The 15,237-nt window shown below is 39.2% G+C and carries 13 protein-coding genes and 2 pseudogenes; 8 read left to right on the plus strand and 7 right to left on the minus strand.

Annotation, left to right across the window (positions count from 1 at the left end; all coding sequences use genetic code 11):
• The first annotated feature begins 113 nt into the window (after window positions 1-113).
• The gene (locus ACR5KR_RS13575; RefSeq protein WP_448266879.1) at window positions 114-584 is read left to right on the plus strand and encodes a hypothetical protein; all 471 of its coding nucleotides are present in this window, start codon (window positions 114-116) and stop codon (window positions 582-584) included.
• Between the two features lie 13 nt (window positions 585-597).
• A complete protein-coding gene (locus tag ACR5KR_RS13580) occupies window positions 598-1,914 on the plus strand; it encodes a hypothetical protein (RefSeq protein WP_448266880.1) in 1,317 nt (438 codons plus the stop codon).
• Window positions 1,915-2,158: 244 nt separating this feature from the next.
• Here ACR5KR_RS13580 and ACR5KR_RS13585 read toward each other — a convergent pair whose 3' ends face one another.
• From ACR5KR_RS13585 to ACR5KR_RS13595, 3 genes and pseudogenes are all read right to left on the minus strand, one after another.
• Window positions 2,159-3,166 (minus strand): c-type cytochrome, encoded by a 1,008-nt coding sequence (locus tag ACR5KR_RS13585; protein ID WP_448266881.1) that lies wholly within the window; start codon window positions 3,164-3,166, stop codon window positions 2,159-2,161.
• Between the two features lie 85 nt (window positions 3,167-3,251).
• Window positions 3,252-5,108: a vanadium-dependent haloperoxidase gene (locus tag ACR5KR_RS13590; protein ID WP_448266882.1), complete on the minus strand. Its 1,857-nt coding sequence runs from the start codon at window positions 5,106-5,108 to the stop codon at window positions 3,252-3,254.
• A gap of 832 nt (window positions 5,109-5,940) precedes the next feature.
• A pseudogene (locus tag ACR5KR_RS13595) lies at window positions 5,941-7,170 on the minus strand (MFS transporter); the annotation flags it as partial.
• Window positions 7,171-7,844: 674 nt separating this feature from the next.
• Here ACR5KR_RS13595 and ACR5KR_RS13600 point away from each other — a divergent pair.
• From ACR5KR_RS13600 to ACR5KR_RS13615, 4 genes are all read left to right on the plus strand, one after another.
• Entirely contained in the window at window positions 7,845-7,997 is a 153-nt protein-coding gene (locus ACR5KR_RS13600; protein ID WP_448266883.1) for a hypothetical protein, read from the plus strand.
• A 361-nt stretch (window positions 7,998-8,358) separates the two neighbouring features.
• Complete coding sequence (locus ACR5KR_RS13605; protein ID WP_445631916.1) at window positions 8,359-9,030, plus strand: glutathione S-transferase family protein; 672 nt, start codon at window positions 8,359-8,361, stop codon at window positions 9,028-9,030.
• Window positions 9,031-9,114: 84 nt separating this feature from the next.
• Complete coding sequence (locus ACR5KR_RS13610) at window positions 9,115-9,987, plus strand: CmcJ/NvfI family oxidoreductase (protein WP_448266884.1); 873 nt, start codon at window positions 9,115-9,117, stop codon at window positions 9,985-9,987.
• Window positions 9,988-10,343: 356 nt separating this feature from the next.
• Complete coding sequence (locus ACR5KR_RS13615) at window positions 10,344-10,925, plus strand: beta-class carbonic anhydrase (RefSeq protein ID WP_448266885.1); 582 nt, start codon at window positions 10,344-10,346, stop codon at window positions 10,923-10,925.
• Here the strand turns inward: ACR5KR_RS13615 and ACR5KR_RS13620 are convergent.
• Entirely contained in the window at window positions 10,900-11,934 is a 1,035-nt protein-coding gene (locus tag ACR5KR_RS13620) for an Mrp/NBP35 family ATP-binding protein (RefSeq protein ID WP_448266886.1), read from the minus strand. The two genes, ACR5KR_RS13615 and ACR5KR_RS13620, sit on opposite strands and share 26 nt — an antisense overlap.
• Before the next feature lie 94 nt (window positions 11,935-12,028).
• Between ACR5KR_RS13620 and ACR5KR_RS13625 the strand changes: the two genes are divergently transcribed.
• Complete coding sequence (locus ACR5KR_RS13625) at window positions 12,029-12,547, plus strand: 2'-5' RNA ligase family protein (protein WP_448266887.1); 519 nt, start codon at window positions 12,029-12,031, stop codon at window positions 12,545-12,547.
• Between the two features lie 53 nt (window positions 12,548-12,600).
• Here ACR5KR_RS13625 and ACR5KR_RS13630 read toward each other — a convergent pair whose 3' ends face one another.
• From ACR5KR_RS13630 to ACR5KR_RS13640, 3 genes are read right to left on the minus strand one after another with little or no spacing between them, the layout of a single operon-like run.
• Window positions 12,601-13,368 (minus strand): DUF4058 family protein, encoded by a 768-nt coding sequence (locus ACR5KR_RS13630; RefSeq protein WP_448266888.1) that lies wholly within the window; start codon window positions 13,366-13,368, stop codon window positions 12,601-12,603.
• Between the two features lie 19 nt (window positions 13,369-13,387).
• Window positions 13,388-14,350, minus strand: a complete 963-nt coding sequence (locus tag ACR5KR_RS13635) for a HEAT repeat domain-containing protein (protein WP_448266889.1) — start codon at window positions 14,348-14,350, stop codon at window positions 13,388-13,390.
• An 18-nt stretch (window positions 14,351-14,368) separates the two neighbouring features.
• On the minus strand, window positions 14,369-14,596 hold the full coding sequence (locus tag ACR5KR_RS13640; RefSeq protein WP_012408944.1) for a 4Fe-4S dicluster domain-containing protein: 228 nt from the start codon (window positions 14,594-14,596) through the stop codon (window positions 14,369-14,371).
• A 100-nt stretch (window positions 14,597-14,696) separates the two neighbouring features.
• Here ACR5KR_RS13640 and ACR5KR_RS13645 point away from each other — a divergent pair.
• Window positions 14,697-15,212, plus strand: a pseudogene (locus tag ACR5KR_RS13645) (REP-associated tyrosine transposase).
• Window positions 15,213-15,237: the final 25 nt, after the last annotated feature.

Below are 15,237 nucleotides of genomic sequence, written 5' to 3' on the forward strand. Positions count from 1 at the left end.
AATAATTATTTTTTTTAGAGATAGAAAATCAAAACTGAACATGAAATACATAGTGTAATTATCTCACTGAAATTACGTTTATACTATTCGTAGTGAGTTTGGTATAAAAACCTATGAATACAAAGGCTGACAATACTATCATCGCTTTTCTCTTAGCGTTTCAAGACTTAAAAACCGCCCTTGGAGAACAAGAGAAACAGAATTTAAAAGAAGTTGCCAAGCAATTAGACACCCAACCCAAAGCTTGGGAAGACTATATTAAAGAACGTTTATTAAAAATAATTACTCCTAATCCTGACTTAAATCAGTCTTATCAATTGTATAAATCTCAATTAGATAATCTCGAAGAAATTCCTCATGAATTACTTCCGACTGAAGCAGAAATTAGTAGGCTTAATACTCTTGAAAAATATCCAATCACTAGAGGATTTAAACCCAAAGATGAAGCTATAGGTTACGAAAGCCAACTCAATAATATTGTAGTCATTGTTGGTAGTTCTTCTCAACCAGAAGAAACCGTGAAACAAGTCAAATTTTTAGAAAAATGGAAACAGTTTTTATCTCAATCCAATCAATCCAATTAGTTTTGCCCTTGCGATGAGCGATTTAATCTATCCGACACTCGATTTGTTTTTATATGCTTTAAAAACTTCTTTAAACACAACTGATGCAGAAACACAAAAAAATCAAGCAGCTTTTTTAGAGCAATTCCCCTCTGGTACTCAATTCTACGATCCTGATATTGAAACTGAGTATTTAGAGATTACCCATCCTCCTCAAATTAACTTTATTTGCCACAATAAAACTTTAGAAGGATACTATTATGCTGTGAGATTAAATGACACTTATGGCTTACAAATTGATTGTTCTATTAATAATCAAACTGAAACTCAACCAGCTAAGTCTTTTGCAATCTTAAAAACTGAAATTGAACAAAAACTAAATAAAGAACTGACAATAATTGGAAAAAGCTGGTTGCTTTCTGGTTGGCTACCAGAAAATTCATCTCAGAACCATGAAGAGATTGCTAGAAATTGCTATTATGCTTTATTTAATGATACTTATTGGCAACCAGAAAAAGGTACTTTTTTAGACGGAAAAGCTTTTGAAATCGGGCGATCGCAATATATAAATCAGAGCCTAAAAAATGTAACAACGCCTCTAAATAGTAATGAACATCATGTGATTATTGCTATTTATAATAATCGAGAGAGCGCAGAACAAGCTGCGGAATTTTATAAAGATTGGATGGGTTTGTTTTGTTATCGAAGTAAGATTTCGTGGGCTTATTGGCAAAGTCGTTTAGTCAAAGAATCTCTGCTCAATCATTATAAACAGATTGAAGAAAATAGAAAAATTACCAATCAAAGCAATTCTCGGCAAGAAAAGCATAATATTACAACTTCTCGCAAGATTTTAAATAATATTGATAATATTCTTCAGCAATATACAATCGACTTACTAAACCTTTCTTTCCAAAAACAAATTATTGAAATTAATTTATCTAACTATCAACTTCGCTTGGCTTTGATTCAAGAAAAAGCGGGTCAAAATAATCAGTTAGATTTTTTAGAAAAATTTAGCGCCCTAGCGAACAAAAAATATTTACCACAAATTACCAAAGATATCGAAAATATGCAGCTTGGCTTGCAACTTTTAGAAGATACAATTAACTCTACTCGCAGTCGCATAGAAGCCGAGAAAGCAGAACGAGAGCGTAACTTTCAAGAGCTTGTAGCTGTTGCGGGTGCTGGGATAGCAACCGTATCCCTGCTAAGAGAGACGGCAAAAGATTGTAGAGATATTTTTAAGCAAGTTGACTTCTTTTGCAAGTATCCTTTAAGTGCCAGTTTAATAGTTGGAATAATTGTTGCTTTTATGGTTTGGTGGCTGAGAAAACGAGTGCGATCGTGAAATCATGTAATATTCTCAGTCGATTTTCTTAGCTGACAAACTAGCACTGACAGCACCACATCCAATACGGTTCGGATAAGCATTTTGAACTCAAAATAGGGTTTGGGGAAAAGGGAAAAGGGTTTGCGGTTAAAGGTTTTTTATTCCCCTTTCCCCTTTACCCTTTACCCTTTACCCTTTAACCGAACCGTATTGGCACCACATCAGATTCAATTACCAGTTGTTTGAATGAACTTGAAAGAAGCTATTTTTCTCCTTCGTAAGCTAGGGCTTGGTCGCCTGCTTGAGCAAATGCTTGGGCGAGTTCAACTAGCTTTTGTCGCTCTCGATCGTTAATAATACCAGCCGGAGGTGGCATTCGTTTTTCTTGAATTTGGCGTACCGTTTCGTGTCGTAAAGAGAGCGCTTGATTTGGATAACTCAGCATTACTAAAGGATTTTGTTTAGCCGCGTTGTCTGGACTATGGCAAACAATACAAGCGTGTTGACGTAAATTAACCTCAAATGCACGATAAGCAGCATCAACTTCGGCGACGTGTGGGTTTGATGCAGAAAACAAACGAGTATATAGTGTCACATAAGGTTGTTTCTGACCATGAGCATCATCCCAAACCCAATTACCATCCCATACATGATTTACTACTGGTCTTTGTGAGTCAACCACAGCTGAACGCAGCGCCCCTTTGAGCTTTTTCTGTTCTAGAAACAGAAGTAATTCAGTACTTTGCTGGTAAGAATTCCATTTTTTCGATGAGTGCCAAAAAGGATAAGGATAAGCACCAATATCAAGCTGATTGCGGAACTGAATGGGAAGGTGAATCACAATTAAATTGTTTACCTGTTCAACCTTTGGTTCACCTTTGAACATAAAAGTAGCTAGGTAAATGCGACGCCAAACTAATGGATTAAATTCAGTTGTTTGATTATCTTTGAGATTATAATTACCGACTTTGCTTTGAGCGCCCCACAAGAAGGGTGCATTCATGGTTTCGCGGAGAGTTGTAAGTTTAGCGAGTTTATCAGCGCATGAGTTGAAGGCAGCTAAATTTTTAGCATCAGAGACAACGGGACAAGCAGCAATAATTTCTTTACCGATTTTCTTAGCTAGTTCTATGTCCGGCGATGTTTCTTTTGCTGATACTATATTTTTGGGATTGAGTGCTTGTGTTGTAGATATCAAGAAGGCGAGCGCTACCGCTACGCTCAATAACATAGATCGCGACCGAGAGTAAAATCTCCGAAGATCAGACATTGTAGAGCTCTGAAACTAAATAGGATTTAAGTAAATGTAGAGACGCGAAATATCGTGTCTCTACATTTTCTAAACAGTTAAAGCCTTAAATTGTGATTCTTGTACCATCAAACTTGGTGAAGGTGAAACCTGCAAATTTTTCGCGGAATGTTAGCTTTTCATCTCTGAGAATGCTGATGGCGATCGCTTCGCCAAGGGCCAACGACGCTGCTGCATCTGTGCGCCAGTGAATCCCAGCACTATCACGACCCAAGCCAATATTTGCCGCTAGTTTGTTCAATTCGCCGCCCACGGTCAGCAGTGGGCCTTGATAGGGAATCAACTTGGTGGGATCTTTGGGATCGGGTACCACCGGATTCGGAATCACATAACTCTCATCAAATAGTGCTTTCAAAATCGTGACACTGGCACCTGCCGACACCGAAGCGCCCCCTGGATAAGAAGAGTGGAATGGTGCCCCTTCAGGAAAAGCTTGCGGTAGCAGATAGGATTTGTTTTTACTAAAGAAGCGGTCTAGTACTTCTGAGTTAAAAACATCGGGGTGAATCGGATAGTTTGTTTTATTCACCTTGTTGTTGTGAACCAACCCACCATAAGCTTCTGCTCGCAGACGACGGTGAACATAGTACTTCTGCCAATAAGCCGCTCTGATTGCATGTGGAGCAACCCAAGCGATGAGAGATTGTGAATACCCTGGGCCAAATGTCGCAGAACCACTCGCTTGGGTCTTCGAGTTGTTATAAGGATTACCGGGATTGTAAGGTGAGCCAACGCCACCAGCTAGGAAGTCATTAATGACTGGCTTGGCGAGTAGAATTAGAGCAGCATTTGTATATACGGGTGGTGGCGTGTGGGCAATCTCTGACTGGTCGCGCCCGTTGATAAAGTAGCGAGGGGTTGAGTTAAATTTAATCGTTCGACCAGAATCACCACCATTTTGCACTAGCAACCACTCGTTATAGTTGGTTTGAAAACTATTTTCGGGAATAGCTAGAGGAACACGGTTAAGCTGAACATAACTCTGTGTTCCTGCGGGCACAGGACGCAGTAAAAACTGGGAGACGTATGGTCCCACATCTACCCCTGGTAACGTGTAGTAAGTTGTTCCACCAGAGCCATTAACGTAAATCGCGGTGCCTCGAAATAAAAGTTCGGGTGTAACTCGTCCGTTCTGTTTAGGCCCTTTGAATGCTGACAACCGATTCAGATCCTGAACTGCTGCCAGAATCAGCGGGTTAGTTGTATTATTGTGGAACTCGCTAAAGGGTATATCCTGCAACAGTTGTTGCCAAGCAATTTCGAGGAATTCAGCCGCCTGCTCTGCACTATCGAGGGTAGGTGGCACTGGAATTGTCAATTGGGTCGGATTCAGCCCACTCAAGCTAACCGCTAATGGACCGAGCGGTTGTACCAGCTTCCGTTTGCCACCCAGGATGATATTTTCATACTCATTGGGATCGTCGGAGGTCAACGCATTAATAAAAGATTGATAAGCCTTCAAATCCACTTCGCCCAGCTTGTTATGGGGTAATCCTCGTGTATCCGTCGCAATTTTATTAGCATACTTCGCCTCATCTCGATTGGTGGGATGAGGAGGAATAGGAATTTCCGAATTAACCTTGGCTGCTCTTATACGTACTTGAAAAGCTCTATTACGAAAGTTGCTATAGTTAAACGTTGCAGGAGTAGACGTTACAGGAGGTCTTTGGGCCTGTACAACATTTCCTCCTTTCTTCAAGGAAAGGGATGAGCTGAAAACCCCTGCCACAACACTAGCTGCACTAAACAAACCAGCGCGACCGAGAAATAAACGTCTGCTGCCGCGACTGAGGAATAATCTTTTACTACCTGCGCTCGTTTGAGGTTGCTTAGTTTTTGTTATTTCACTATGAGCCTGAGCATTTTTTTCAGAATCTTGATGAGAATTTGGATTTACTTGCATGAGATGTTCTCCACTAGAAAAAATAATCCCAAAATTTAGTCATAAGTGAATACATGAGCATCTGAAAACTAGAACAACTAGCCACACAGAAAATGCCCACTTCTAGAGAAACAGGAAAATCGAACCAGATTTGGGATGATATCTGGGGTTACTTTACTGGTACTGGAAGGTAACTTGCATAAGAGTGATATCAGGTTCGGTTAAACACTTAATAATATCTGTAGCTTCGGTTGAAGAACCTAGAATCTAATGCGAATAGCATCTCCTAGAGAAAGGGCTTCTCGCAGTCAAACCCAACATTCGATCCTTGTTTAGGTTGGGTTTAACGGCAGTCAAACCCAACCTAAATTGATAGATTTTATTAAAAGTAATCATCCAAACTTGATATGATTTTTCGTGACAGTCATACCAGCACTGAATGCCGATATTATGCTTTCATTGCATGGCTGTTATACTTTTGTAGTTGTAATCAGTGCGATCGGATGTAGCCGGGATTAAAGCACAGCTAAAACCACCGGTTGCTTCCACTCAAGCTAAATAATACTGTAAATCTATCCATTTACCGTAGTTTATGGATGTTAAATCAGACTGTCTCACAATCGGTGATAAAAATCAAGAGGTTTTTACAATAAACTTAGCAAGAGCGTGAAACCCCTAGAGTAATAGCACACAGCGTCATATTCTCTGTTTGAGACTGTGGATGAAACGCAACGCAGTGGGTTTTGCGCGAGTATCAAAGGCGGTTGTTGTTGAAAAGTTGAGTTGAGAGAACTAAGAGTAGGCGTAGCCTGTAGTAGACATCGCTCCCAGACAACATCCCATCAAAGCGGATTTAGCCTTTATTGGACTGGGCAATTAAGCCTAACTCTGCATAAATTGGATGGACTATTTTTCTTATTTGGGGCAGTTGTCTACTAAAGAAATATGCTCCTAAAATGCAACAAACACCGCCAAATAATAAAGCATTATTAACACCAAAGTAACCTGTCAATGCTCCGAAAAATAAATTACCAAAAGGCAGTATTCCTAAAAAACCAGTTGTAAATATACTAGTTACTCTACCTCTTTTGTCTTCATCAGGAAGAATTGATTGCATAAAGTTACTGATTGAAGCCAAGGCTAGAGTATTATTCATGCCGATGATAAACATGAATAGTAGACAAATCTCTAAATTGTTTGAGCGAGAAAAAACTATTAAACCTAAACCTAAAAGTGCGCCAGATATTGCTATAATTTTTCCCAGCCCCATAACATTTTTTCTAGAGATGAGATAAATACCTGAAACTATGGAACCAAAAGCCGAAGCTGTCATCAGAAAGCCCATAGTTTCAGCGTTACCCTTTAGTACTTCTTGAGCAAAAATCGGCACTAGATTTACATGAGTCATTCCCATAAAACAAATAATAAATTGTAATATTAATAAATATTTAATCGGCAAAAATTCGTATACATAAACAAACCCTTCTTTAAGGTTTTTCCACATTTTGGGTTTTTGACCTAAGGAATTATTGATAACTGGGTTGACTTTGATAGTTAAAATTGCAGATATAAATGGTAGATAGCTGATACTATCTACTAAAAAACAAGAAGCTGCACCAGACCTGGCAATCAGTAAACCCCCAATCATTGGGCTAACAAACTTCGCTGTATTAATCAAGAATGAATGTGAAGCCATTGCACTATAAGTATCTGATTTCTTATCCAAAAGTCTGGGAATAATTACCTGGCGTGCTGGTAAATCGAAAGCTTTTACAATTCCCTGAATCGTGCCAATGACAATAATCCATGCAACATTGATGTTATCGCTAAGAGTTAAAAAGGTTAAGGTAGAAGATAGTAGAATAGATACTAGCTGAGTAGTTAATAGAACATATCGTAAGTTCCAGCGATCTAGCAATACTCCTACCAACGGTGTAATAATTAAGCCCATAGCTTGATTTGTAAATCCAGCTACACCCACTAATACAGCCGAATTAGTTAACTGATAAACTAGCCATACCAAAGCAATTTGAGTCATCCAAGATCCAAAAAAAGATAAACTTTGTCCAATAATGAAACAAGAAAAGTTTACAGATTTAAGCGCAGGTGGAAGTTCAAAAAAAACTTTGGCTTATGTTTTTGGACTTTTACTCTATTACTTGGTATCATCAGTTTTTCCCTATTTTAAAATTATTCCAATCCTGTTTAAGGTTTTCATGCTTCGTTCATTGTTAGGACTTACGCACAAGAGATCCACTAGCCCCCTTTTTTCTCCTCTTTTGTCACTTTTGGAGAATGCAATAACCCAAAATTTTATCGGGTTTTAGTTTCTACTTTTTGTCTAAAAACTTTAGTTTATCTTAAAAAATAAAGCCTCAAAGCTTGATTAAACCTAAGTCTCAGAATCTAAATTCAATTATTGTTTTCCGAGAGTGGCAAACCAGGGTTAAGGGGGAATAGACGTTTCTACTTGTTAGGTTGTGTTGCCTTTCGTGCGCTTTGCGTTCACTCTGTTCATACTGTTTTTTCCTTTACCTATTACCCTTGGATTAAGATAATTTGCACGGATTAGGACATTGGTAAAGACGTTGAAATACAATGTCTCTACTAATTTTTTGGATGAAGTTTTAGTAGACTTGCATATCACCAGCCTTGAAATAGTATTAGCAAAGCTTAATATTAGTAAAACAGAAAGTTTGTATACTTAGTATTAAAGTAAAAAAATAGCACTGTGATGACTAGAATGCATACAATACCATGTTTGGTCGAATAGCCACAACTCCAACCGCTAAACAGCAAGGGTTTGAGGTGGTTGATGCTCAATTAAACCCAGTTGAGATCGCAGCCAAGCGCGATCGCATTGACATACCAAAGTTTATCGTGTCCAAGTTGTTTAGCTGCCAGATGTAGCCAGTAAGGATTGCGAATGAGCGATAAACGCCACAGCCAACAAAAAGAATCCCAATGCACAAATACCTGATTATGTCAAACTATTTATTTAGTTACACTAATAATTAGGTATGCATATTTTCATAAAGACTGTATACTATTTTAAGTACATTAAATCGACCGATAAACTGTAGTATATCATTTAAACTGACGTAGATACCTGCCAATCAATTATTTAACTGCACCAATCAACACATCTAGCTCTGGAGAAAACAGATGGTTTCTTTCATCCATAGTGGGCGATCGCTCTTGAACAACTTCTGTTTTATTGCTTTAGGTTGAATAGTCTACATATCACGATTATTACAAGGAAAAAAATTTCATGAGCAACATCCAACTATACTTCGCCAAAGCCTCTACCTTCTCTCAACGGACTCGCGTTGTCTTACTGGAAAAAGGTATTGACTTCACCCCGATAGAAATTGATTTACAAAATAAACCAGATGGGTACACCCAGATTTCGCGCTATGGTAAAGTTCCGGCTATCAAACATGGGGATGTGGAAATTTACGAGTCCGCCATTATCAATGAATATCTAGATGAAGTTTTTCCAGAACCACCTTTGTTACCCCGCGATCCCGCAGGTAAAGCGATCGCTCGGATTTGGATAGATTACGCCAATACTCGCCTTGTCCCGGCTTTTAACAAATTTTTACGTGGTAAAGATAGCCAAGAACAAGAACAAGGACGAAAAGAGTTCACAGAAGCACTTTTATATATTGAACAAGAAGGATTAGGCAAAGGTGATTACTTCTTAGGAGATCGGTTTAGCCTAGTAGATATCAGCTTCTATCCCTGGTTTGAACGTTTACCACTCTTAGAACACTTCCGCAAATTCACACTACCAGCAGAAACACCTCGTTTGCAGACATGGTGGAACAGGTTAAGCGATCGCTCCTCAATCCAAGCAGTAGCAAACCCTGTGGACTTCTATTTGCAAAGATTTGCCAAAGTTCTCGGTGAACCTGTTCCCGTTGGTGCATCTCAAAAATAGCACACAAAGGTATGGCGATCGGAGTGAATCATTAACTGTTAAGTATTGACCAAAAATTAACCAAAATCCAAAATGGGATGACCTATGAGCTTAAATAACCAAGTTCTAGATAGACCGATTTCCCAAGAACTGCCATCCGTAGAGGCTAACCTCAGTTACCTAGTTCCAATGGCAGAAAAACCTGTTAACTATACTTACGAACCGCCAACCGGGATTCCTCGCACGAATGCAACTTATCAGACGCACAAACTGCCAATTTACAACGCTCGCTCCATCTCAGAGAACATCTCGTTAGATCGAGAAGGATTCGCCTTTACTGGACATAATACTAATGTCCGCAACTTTTACGATGAAGACGAAGTAGTCCGCGTCTACTATCCAGAAGCCGAGCAATTGTTAAAAGAAGTGACAGGTGCAACGAAGGTAGTGATATTCGATCATACCTTGCGTAACGCTGGTAACTCCAAGCCAGGTGAGAATAATATTAAAGAACCCGCTAAGCGCGTACACAACGACTTCACCGCCAAATCAGGCTATACTCGCGCCCGTTTGGAACTAGCAGCGCGAGGCATAGATGATGATGATATTGATACGTTACTAAAACAACGATTTGCCATCATCAATGTTTGGCGAGCGATCGCCCAACCAATCCAAGAGTCACCACTAGCACTGTGTGACGCGCAAAGTATCGCACCCACAGACCTTGTAGCTGGCGATCTTGTCTACCGCGATCGGGTTGGTGAGACATACGGAGTCACGTATAACTCCCAACATAAATGGTTCTACTTCCCGCAAATGCACAGGGACGAAGCACTATTTATCAAATGTTTCGACTCCGCAGAAGACGGACACGCCCGTTTTGCTGCCCATACAGCCTTTGAAGACCCCACCAGCCCAGCCAACGCTCCCCCACGAGAAAGCATCGAACTCCGAACATTAGTTTTTTACCCCGCATAGATCGCAAAAACTTGTTTCAAACTCGTACTCTCTGCGCCTCTGCGTCAAACTAATTACATCAGTTTTCGTGTATTTGAACCACACCGTTCGTAGGGGCGCAAGGCCCATTGATGTCAACTTAAGCTCAAACTCCTTTTCAAACCTCGTTTCCAGCCAGAGGCTGGAAATGCTGATCGTTACGGCTCTGCCGCAAGTCTTGAGGCGGAGCCTCAACGACGAACATCCCCAGTCGGAGACTGGGAACGAGACAACCGAGACAATATCTAAAAGCTTGTTCTCGGCTGGCTTTCACGTTAAGTTGACACGAATGCGCAAGGCCTTGCGCTCCTACTAGCGATCGCCCACATCAACTCAAAATGAGCCAAATTGTAGAAGAAGTTCTGGCAGCTAATCTTAGTTACACTGATAAATTCGGTGATAAAGGTAATCTCACCATACCCCCATCTCGTCGGTTTGCAATTCTCACGTGCATGGATGCTCGGCTCGATCCAGCTAAATTTGCTGGACTAGCTGAAGGAGATGCCCATGTAATTCGTAATGCAGGTGGGCGTGCTAGCGATGATGCGATTCGCTCTTTAGTGATTTCTTACAAGTTACTGGGTACGCGTGAATGGTTTGTAATTCATCACACTAATTGCGGCATGGAAACCTTCACTAATGAAATCATCAGTAATTTACTTTCTAGTAGCCTCAAAACAGCCAAGCTAGATGAAAGAGGTTGGTCAGATATTGGCTCTGAGTCGGGATCGGGCGAAGGCAAGTTTATCAATTGGTTAACTATTGATGACCAAGCCAAAAGCGTCTATACAGATGTCCAACGGATTCGTTTGCATCCATTAGTTCCGAATGAAATTCCGATCTATGGCTATATCTACGATGTCAAAACAGGGCAATTGATTGAAGTTCCTGAAGCTAGTAAGCTTGGTCAAGTTGTGTAGTCTCATTGTGTAACGTAAAAGTAGTATTTAATGAAGTAGCTATTTGTGTAAAAACTTCCTTTGCTGGTGAAGCATATTCGCCGATCGCGATCGGATTTCCAGTATCACTACCGCTACAAATGCGGGGATCGATGGGAATTTGTCCCAACAGAGGCGCTTGTAATTCTGCGGCTAGTTGTTCGCCACCACCACTACCAAAAATCGGTGTGCGTGAACCACAATCACCACAAATTAAATAACTCATATTTTCAATGATACCAAGGACAGGAACACCCACTTGGCGAAACATATATATATTACGTCGCACATCTGCAACAGCCACTTGTTGAGGAGTTGTCACTAAAATGACTCCACAAATTGGGCTTTCTTGGATAATTGTAATTTGAGCATCACCTGTACCAGGAGGTAAATCTATTAATAAATAATCTAATTCTCCCCATTCCACATCTTGCAAAAATTGCGTGATAATTTTATGTAATACAGGCCCCCGCCATGCCAAAGGACGATTTGCTTCTGCAAGTAAACCCACTGACATTATTTTTATTCCTTGAGCTTCTAAAGGTAAAAACTTATCACCTGTGGGAGTATTAATCACTTGAATATCAGCTTGTCCTAAACCCAACATTTGGGGAACATTGGGGCCATAAACATCAGCATCTAATAATCCTACTTTTGCACCTTGTAATTTTAAAGCTGCGGCGAGATTAACGGCTGTTGTGGATTTGCCCACACCACCTTTACCGCTAGAGATGCCTAGAGTTGTTTTAACACCGGGAATTGTACAAATTTGAATATAAGTTTTTTTACACCAAGATAAAGATGATAATAAGAATTGAATTTCTGACTGTAACTGGTGCTGATGAGAACCAATATATAAACGTAAGTAAACGTAGTCATCAACTATGCGGAGATTTCGCACCATTCCCAAACTAACGATATCATTTTTTAAAATAGGTTCGATAATTTGTTTGAGTAGTTGGACAACTTCTTGCTCATGGACTGTAGTCATATCTTCTGGATGTTAGAAGGGGTATTTCTGTACCTGATATTGGTTTAAGCTCTTGTAGAGAAGTTGAAATCTGCTGTATAACCTTTAATCATTTATGAGTATGTCTTACGCACTCGTTCATTACCCCAATATTAACACAGAGGATATCGATCAAATAAGGCAGAAATATGACCCACAATTTGATTTAATTGAACCACATATTACACTTGTATTTCCCATAATCGAGTCTATTAATGAAAACAATCTCATTCTTCATATTGATAGTATCTTGAGTAAGTGGAAAACATTTCCTATTTGTCTCCAAGGATTACAAAAATCATGGGATGAGTATATGTTTTTAATGGTTGAAGAAGGAAAAGTAGATACGATAAAACTACACAACGAATTATATACAAGTATATTAGCTGAATATTTCAGGTATAATTTACCATTCGTTCCACATTTAACGCTAGGAAAATTTACAAAAGATACAGATAAATTTTTGCAAGTGTTAGAAGAAGCACAGCATTTAGATTTAAATTATCGTTGTTTTGTCGATAAAGTCCACCTGATAAATATTGATGATAAGCAGAGGTCAATAATTTGGAGTAAAGAATTTGTATTGCGAAATTAGCAAAGCTTCGATCGGTTTGGCACTACTGAGTTAACAAGAATGATCGCTCTGATTTAGCTTCTCTGCAAAACTTCTCTCACCCAAGCTTCTTCTTCGGGCGAGCGCACTATCTTTAAGGGTTGTGAATAATCAATTGCCAAGTCAAATCTAGCACGTTCGTAAACTTCATTTAATAATCTTTGCAAGTCAACTATAGGTTCAGGTTCTCCCTCACGCAAAGGTACAGGAAAAACAGGAATTGGGTTTTTTAAATCAAAAGTATATAAATCTGCATCAGGCCTGTTATAGCTGCGACTGACCAAGATACTATAACTATAATCTGTGGTTGATGCTGCGAGAAGAGGCATTGGCTGCCCTTGTCTCAAAAGGTCAATTTCTACTAAGTTGGTTGCAGAAGCCAAAATTTTCTGTCGTTTACTTTCGTAGGTGGCTCTACCTTCTTTGGAGCGTTTATTCTTGGGGGAAAGTATTTCAATCACAGCAACTACTTCTTTAGTTGGAGTTGTTCGCACCTCTAAAAATCGCTCAGTTATCTGTTCGGGTACAGGAACTTTCACTTTACTAGGTTCAGCAAGTTTTGCAGTAGTCAAAGTTGTACTGTTATCTGTAGTGTTACGTTTGGCAACTGCTATATCAGCAATTCCTACGAGTAAGATATCATCTACACTAGTGTAAACTCGCTCTTCAATGGAAACCCGGTATTTAGGGGCGATTTGAGGAGTCAGATCATCAGCAATCGCTACAATCAAACGATTGTGAACTTGATGCCAAAGTTCAGGCTGTTCCAAATACGGGTTCATTCCAGGAAATGGATTGTCCATTAAGCTTTCCCTTAGTTATTTACTGCTCCCTTGAGACTATTGTATCTGTTTGAATCTTCTGAATTGCCCGTTGCGCTTGGATGGAAACTTCTTTGTCAGGATCGTCTAAGGCTTGTTGTAGGGGATTAATAACGTCGGGATGAGCTAAATTTCCAAGTGCGATCGCAGCTTCTTTTCTTACATCTGCATATTCATCTGTTAATGCTTGAATTAATCTCGGCATAACTTGAATATCTGGGATTTTTTGCAAAGCTTGTGCTGCTGATTTGCGCACTTGCCAATGTTCATCATTTAAAGCTATTTCTAATGCTGAAATTGCTTGATTATTTGCATGAATAGCCAGAGATTTCGCTGCATTCCGGCGAACTTGCCAGTCACTATCATTTGTAAGTGCTTGACAAAGGATTGCGATCGCTTCTGCATCTTGTAAATGTTCTAAAGTTAAAGCAGCAGCACGACGTACACTTGCTTCCTCATCAAAGATTAAATTTAAAGCTTGCGGACATTTTTCTAGTTGATTGATATATCGCAGTGTTGTAACGGCTGCTTCTCTTAACTCAGGATTTTTTGATTCTAAAAATGGTAAAATTTCGGGTAAAGATTGAATATCATGTATCTTCCGCAAAAGCACTAAAATATTTAATTGAATATTTACATCATTACTTTGGAGTTTATCTAGTAAAAGTAACAATTCATCTTGTGTAACTAACTCGTTTAATGCTGAGGCGGCTTCAGTGCGAATATCTGAATCTGCTGAACCGAGGCATTCAATTAAAGCCGGGATGGCAACAGGATTAGCAATCTCCCAAAGGGCAGATATTGCTATTTTCTGAACAGTAATATGTTCGTCTTTCAAAGCGATGATTAAAGCATCGATTGTTTCGTCATCGCCGAGATGTTGCAAGGTTTTGACAGCTACTATCCGATCGTTTACGTCAGGCGATCGCAGCATTTCTAGCCAATGATTGAGGTCATCATTCATTAATTTTACTAGAGATAGTTAACGTAACAAAAAGGGAATTTGCACAGTAATTGCATTGGTTGGACATTCTTTTTCACAAGGCAGACAAAACCAACATTCATCATATTTCATATAAGCTTTGCCTGTTTCTGGATTTTTCGCCAATACATCCAAGGGACAAACTTCAATACAGGCTGTGCATTTTTCTAAACATTTTGATTCATCAACGATCACAGGAACATCTATTCTTTGATTGATTAAAGCCATAAAATAACTCCATACTTTTGTTATCAAACTGCTAAACGGTAAAATCAATGGGATAAGCTTACATCAATTATCTCATGATTTTAGGTTGTTTATAGGCCTTATGGAATATCGCAGAGCCAAGATAGAATGAGGTACATTTTTCTTTACCGTTGTTACTCATAACCGCCGGGAATTTCTTTGTAATGCAGAGAATATTCTGCTGTTAAGACAAGCATTCAGAGAAGTAATAAGCAAATCTCCATTTCTTGTAGATGCCATTGTCATATTACCAAACCACATACACTGTATTTGGACGTTACCCCCAGGTGATAGTGATTTTTCAAATCGTTGGCGATTAATAAAAAATTATTTTACCCATCGTTGTGATATTCAATATCAAGGAAAAATCTCTGGATCGCGTCAAAATAAAGGTGAAAAAGCTGTTTGGCAGCGCAGATTTTGGGTACATCAAATTCAAGACGAAATTGATTTTATTCGTCATGTTGATTATATTCATTATAACCCTGTTAAGCATGGATATGTTAAAGCACCTAAAGATTGAAATTATTCAAGTTTTATTTTGTATGTAAACAAAGGAGTTTACGATATAAATTGGGGTTCAGGAATAGAGATATAATTTACTGAAGATGTAGGAAAGGAAT

This window comes from Nostoc sp. DSM 114159 (genome assembly GCF_053470285.1).

Excerpts from the sequence above, each read along its gene's own strand:
- ACR5KR_RS13575 (WP_448266879.1), top strand. The coding sequence starts at position 114 with ATGAATACAAAGGCTGACAATACTATCATCGCTTTTCTCTTAGCGTTT.
- ACR5KR_RS13580 (WP_448266880.1), top strand. The coding sequence starts at position 598 with ATGAGCGATTTAATCTATCCGACACTCGATTTGTTTTTATATGCTTTA.
- ACR5KR_RS13585 (WP_448266881.1), bottom strand. The coding sequence starts at position 3,166 with ATGTCTGATCTTCGGAGATTTTACTCTCGGTCGCGATCTATGTTATTG.
- ACR5KR_RS13590 (WP_448266882.1), bottom strand. The coding sequence starts at position 5,108 with ATGCAAGTAAATCCAAATTCTCATCAAGATTCTGAAAAAAATGCTCAG.
- ACR5KR_RS13600 (WP_448266883.1), top strand. The coding sequence starts at position 7,845 with ATGTTTGGTCGAATAGCCACAACTCCAACCGCTAAACAGCAAGGGTTT.
- ACR5KR_RS13605 (WP_445631916.1), top strand. The coding sequence starts at position 8,359 with ATGAGCAACATCCAACTATACTTCGCCAAAGCCTCTACCTTCTCTCAA.
- ACR5KR_RS13610 (WP_448266884.1), top strand. The coding sequence starts at position 9,115 with ATGAGCTTAAATAACCAAGTTCTAGATAGACCGATTTCCCAAGAACTG.
- ACR5KR_RS13615 (WP_448266885.1), top strand. The coding sequence starts at position 10,344 with ATGAGCCAAATTGTAGAAGAAGTTCTGGCAGCTAATCTTAGTTACACT.
- ACR5KR_RS13620 (WP_448266886.1), bottom strand. The coding sequence starts at position 11,934 with ATGACTACAGTCCATGAGCAAGAAGTTGTCCAACTACTCAAACAAATT.
- ACR5KR_RS13625 (WP_448266887.1), top strand. The coding sequence starts at position 12,029 with ATGAGTATGTCTTACGCACTCGTTCATTACCCCAATATTAACACAGAG.
- ACR5KR_RS13630 (WP_448266888.1), bottom strand. The coding sequence starts at position 13,368 with ATGGACAATCCATTTCCTGGAATGAACCCGTATTTGGAACAGCCTGAA.
- ACR5KR_RS13635 (WP_448266889.1), bottom strand. The coding sequence starts at position 14,350 with ATGAATGATGACCTCAATCATTGGCTAGAAATGCTGCGATCGCCTGAC.
- ACR5KR_RS13640 (WP_012408944.1), bottom strand. The coding sequence starts at position 14,596 with ATGGCTTTAATCAATCAAAGAATAGATGTTCCTGTGATCGTTGATGAA.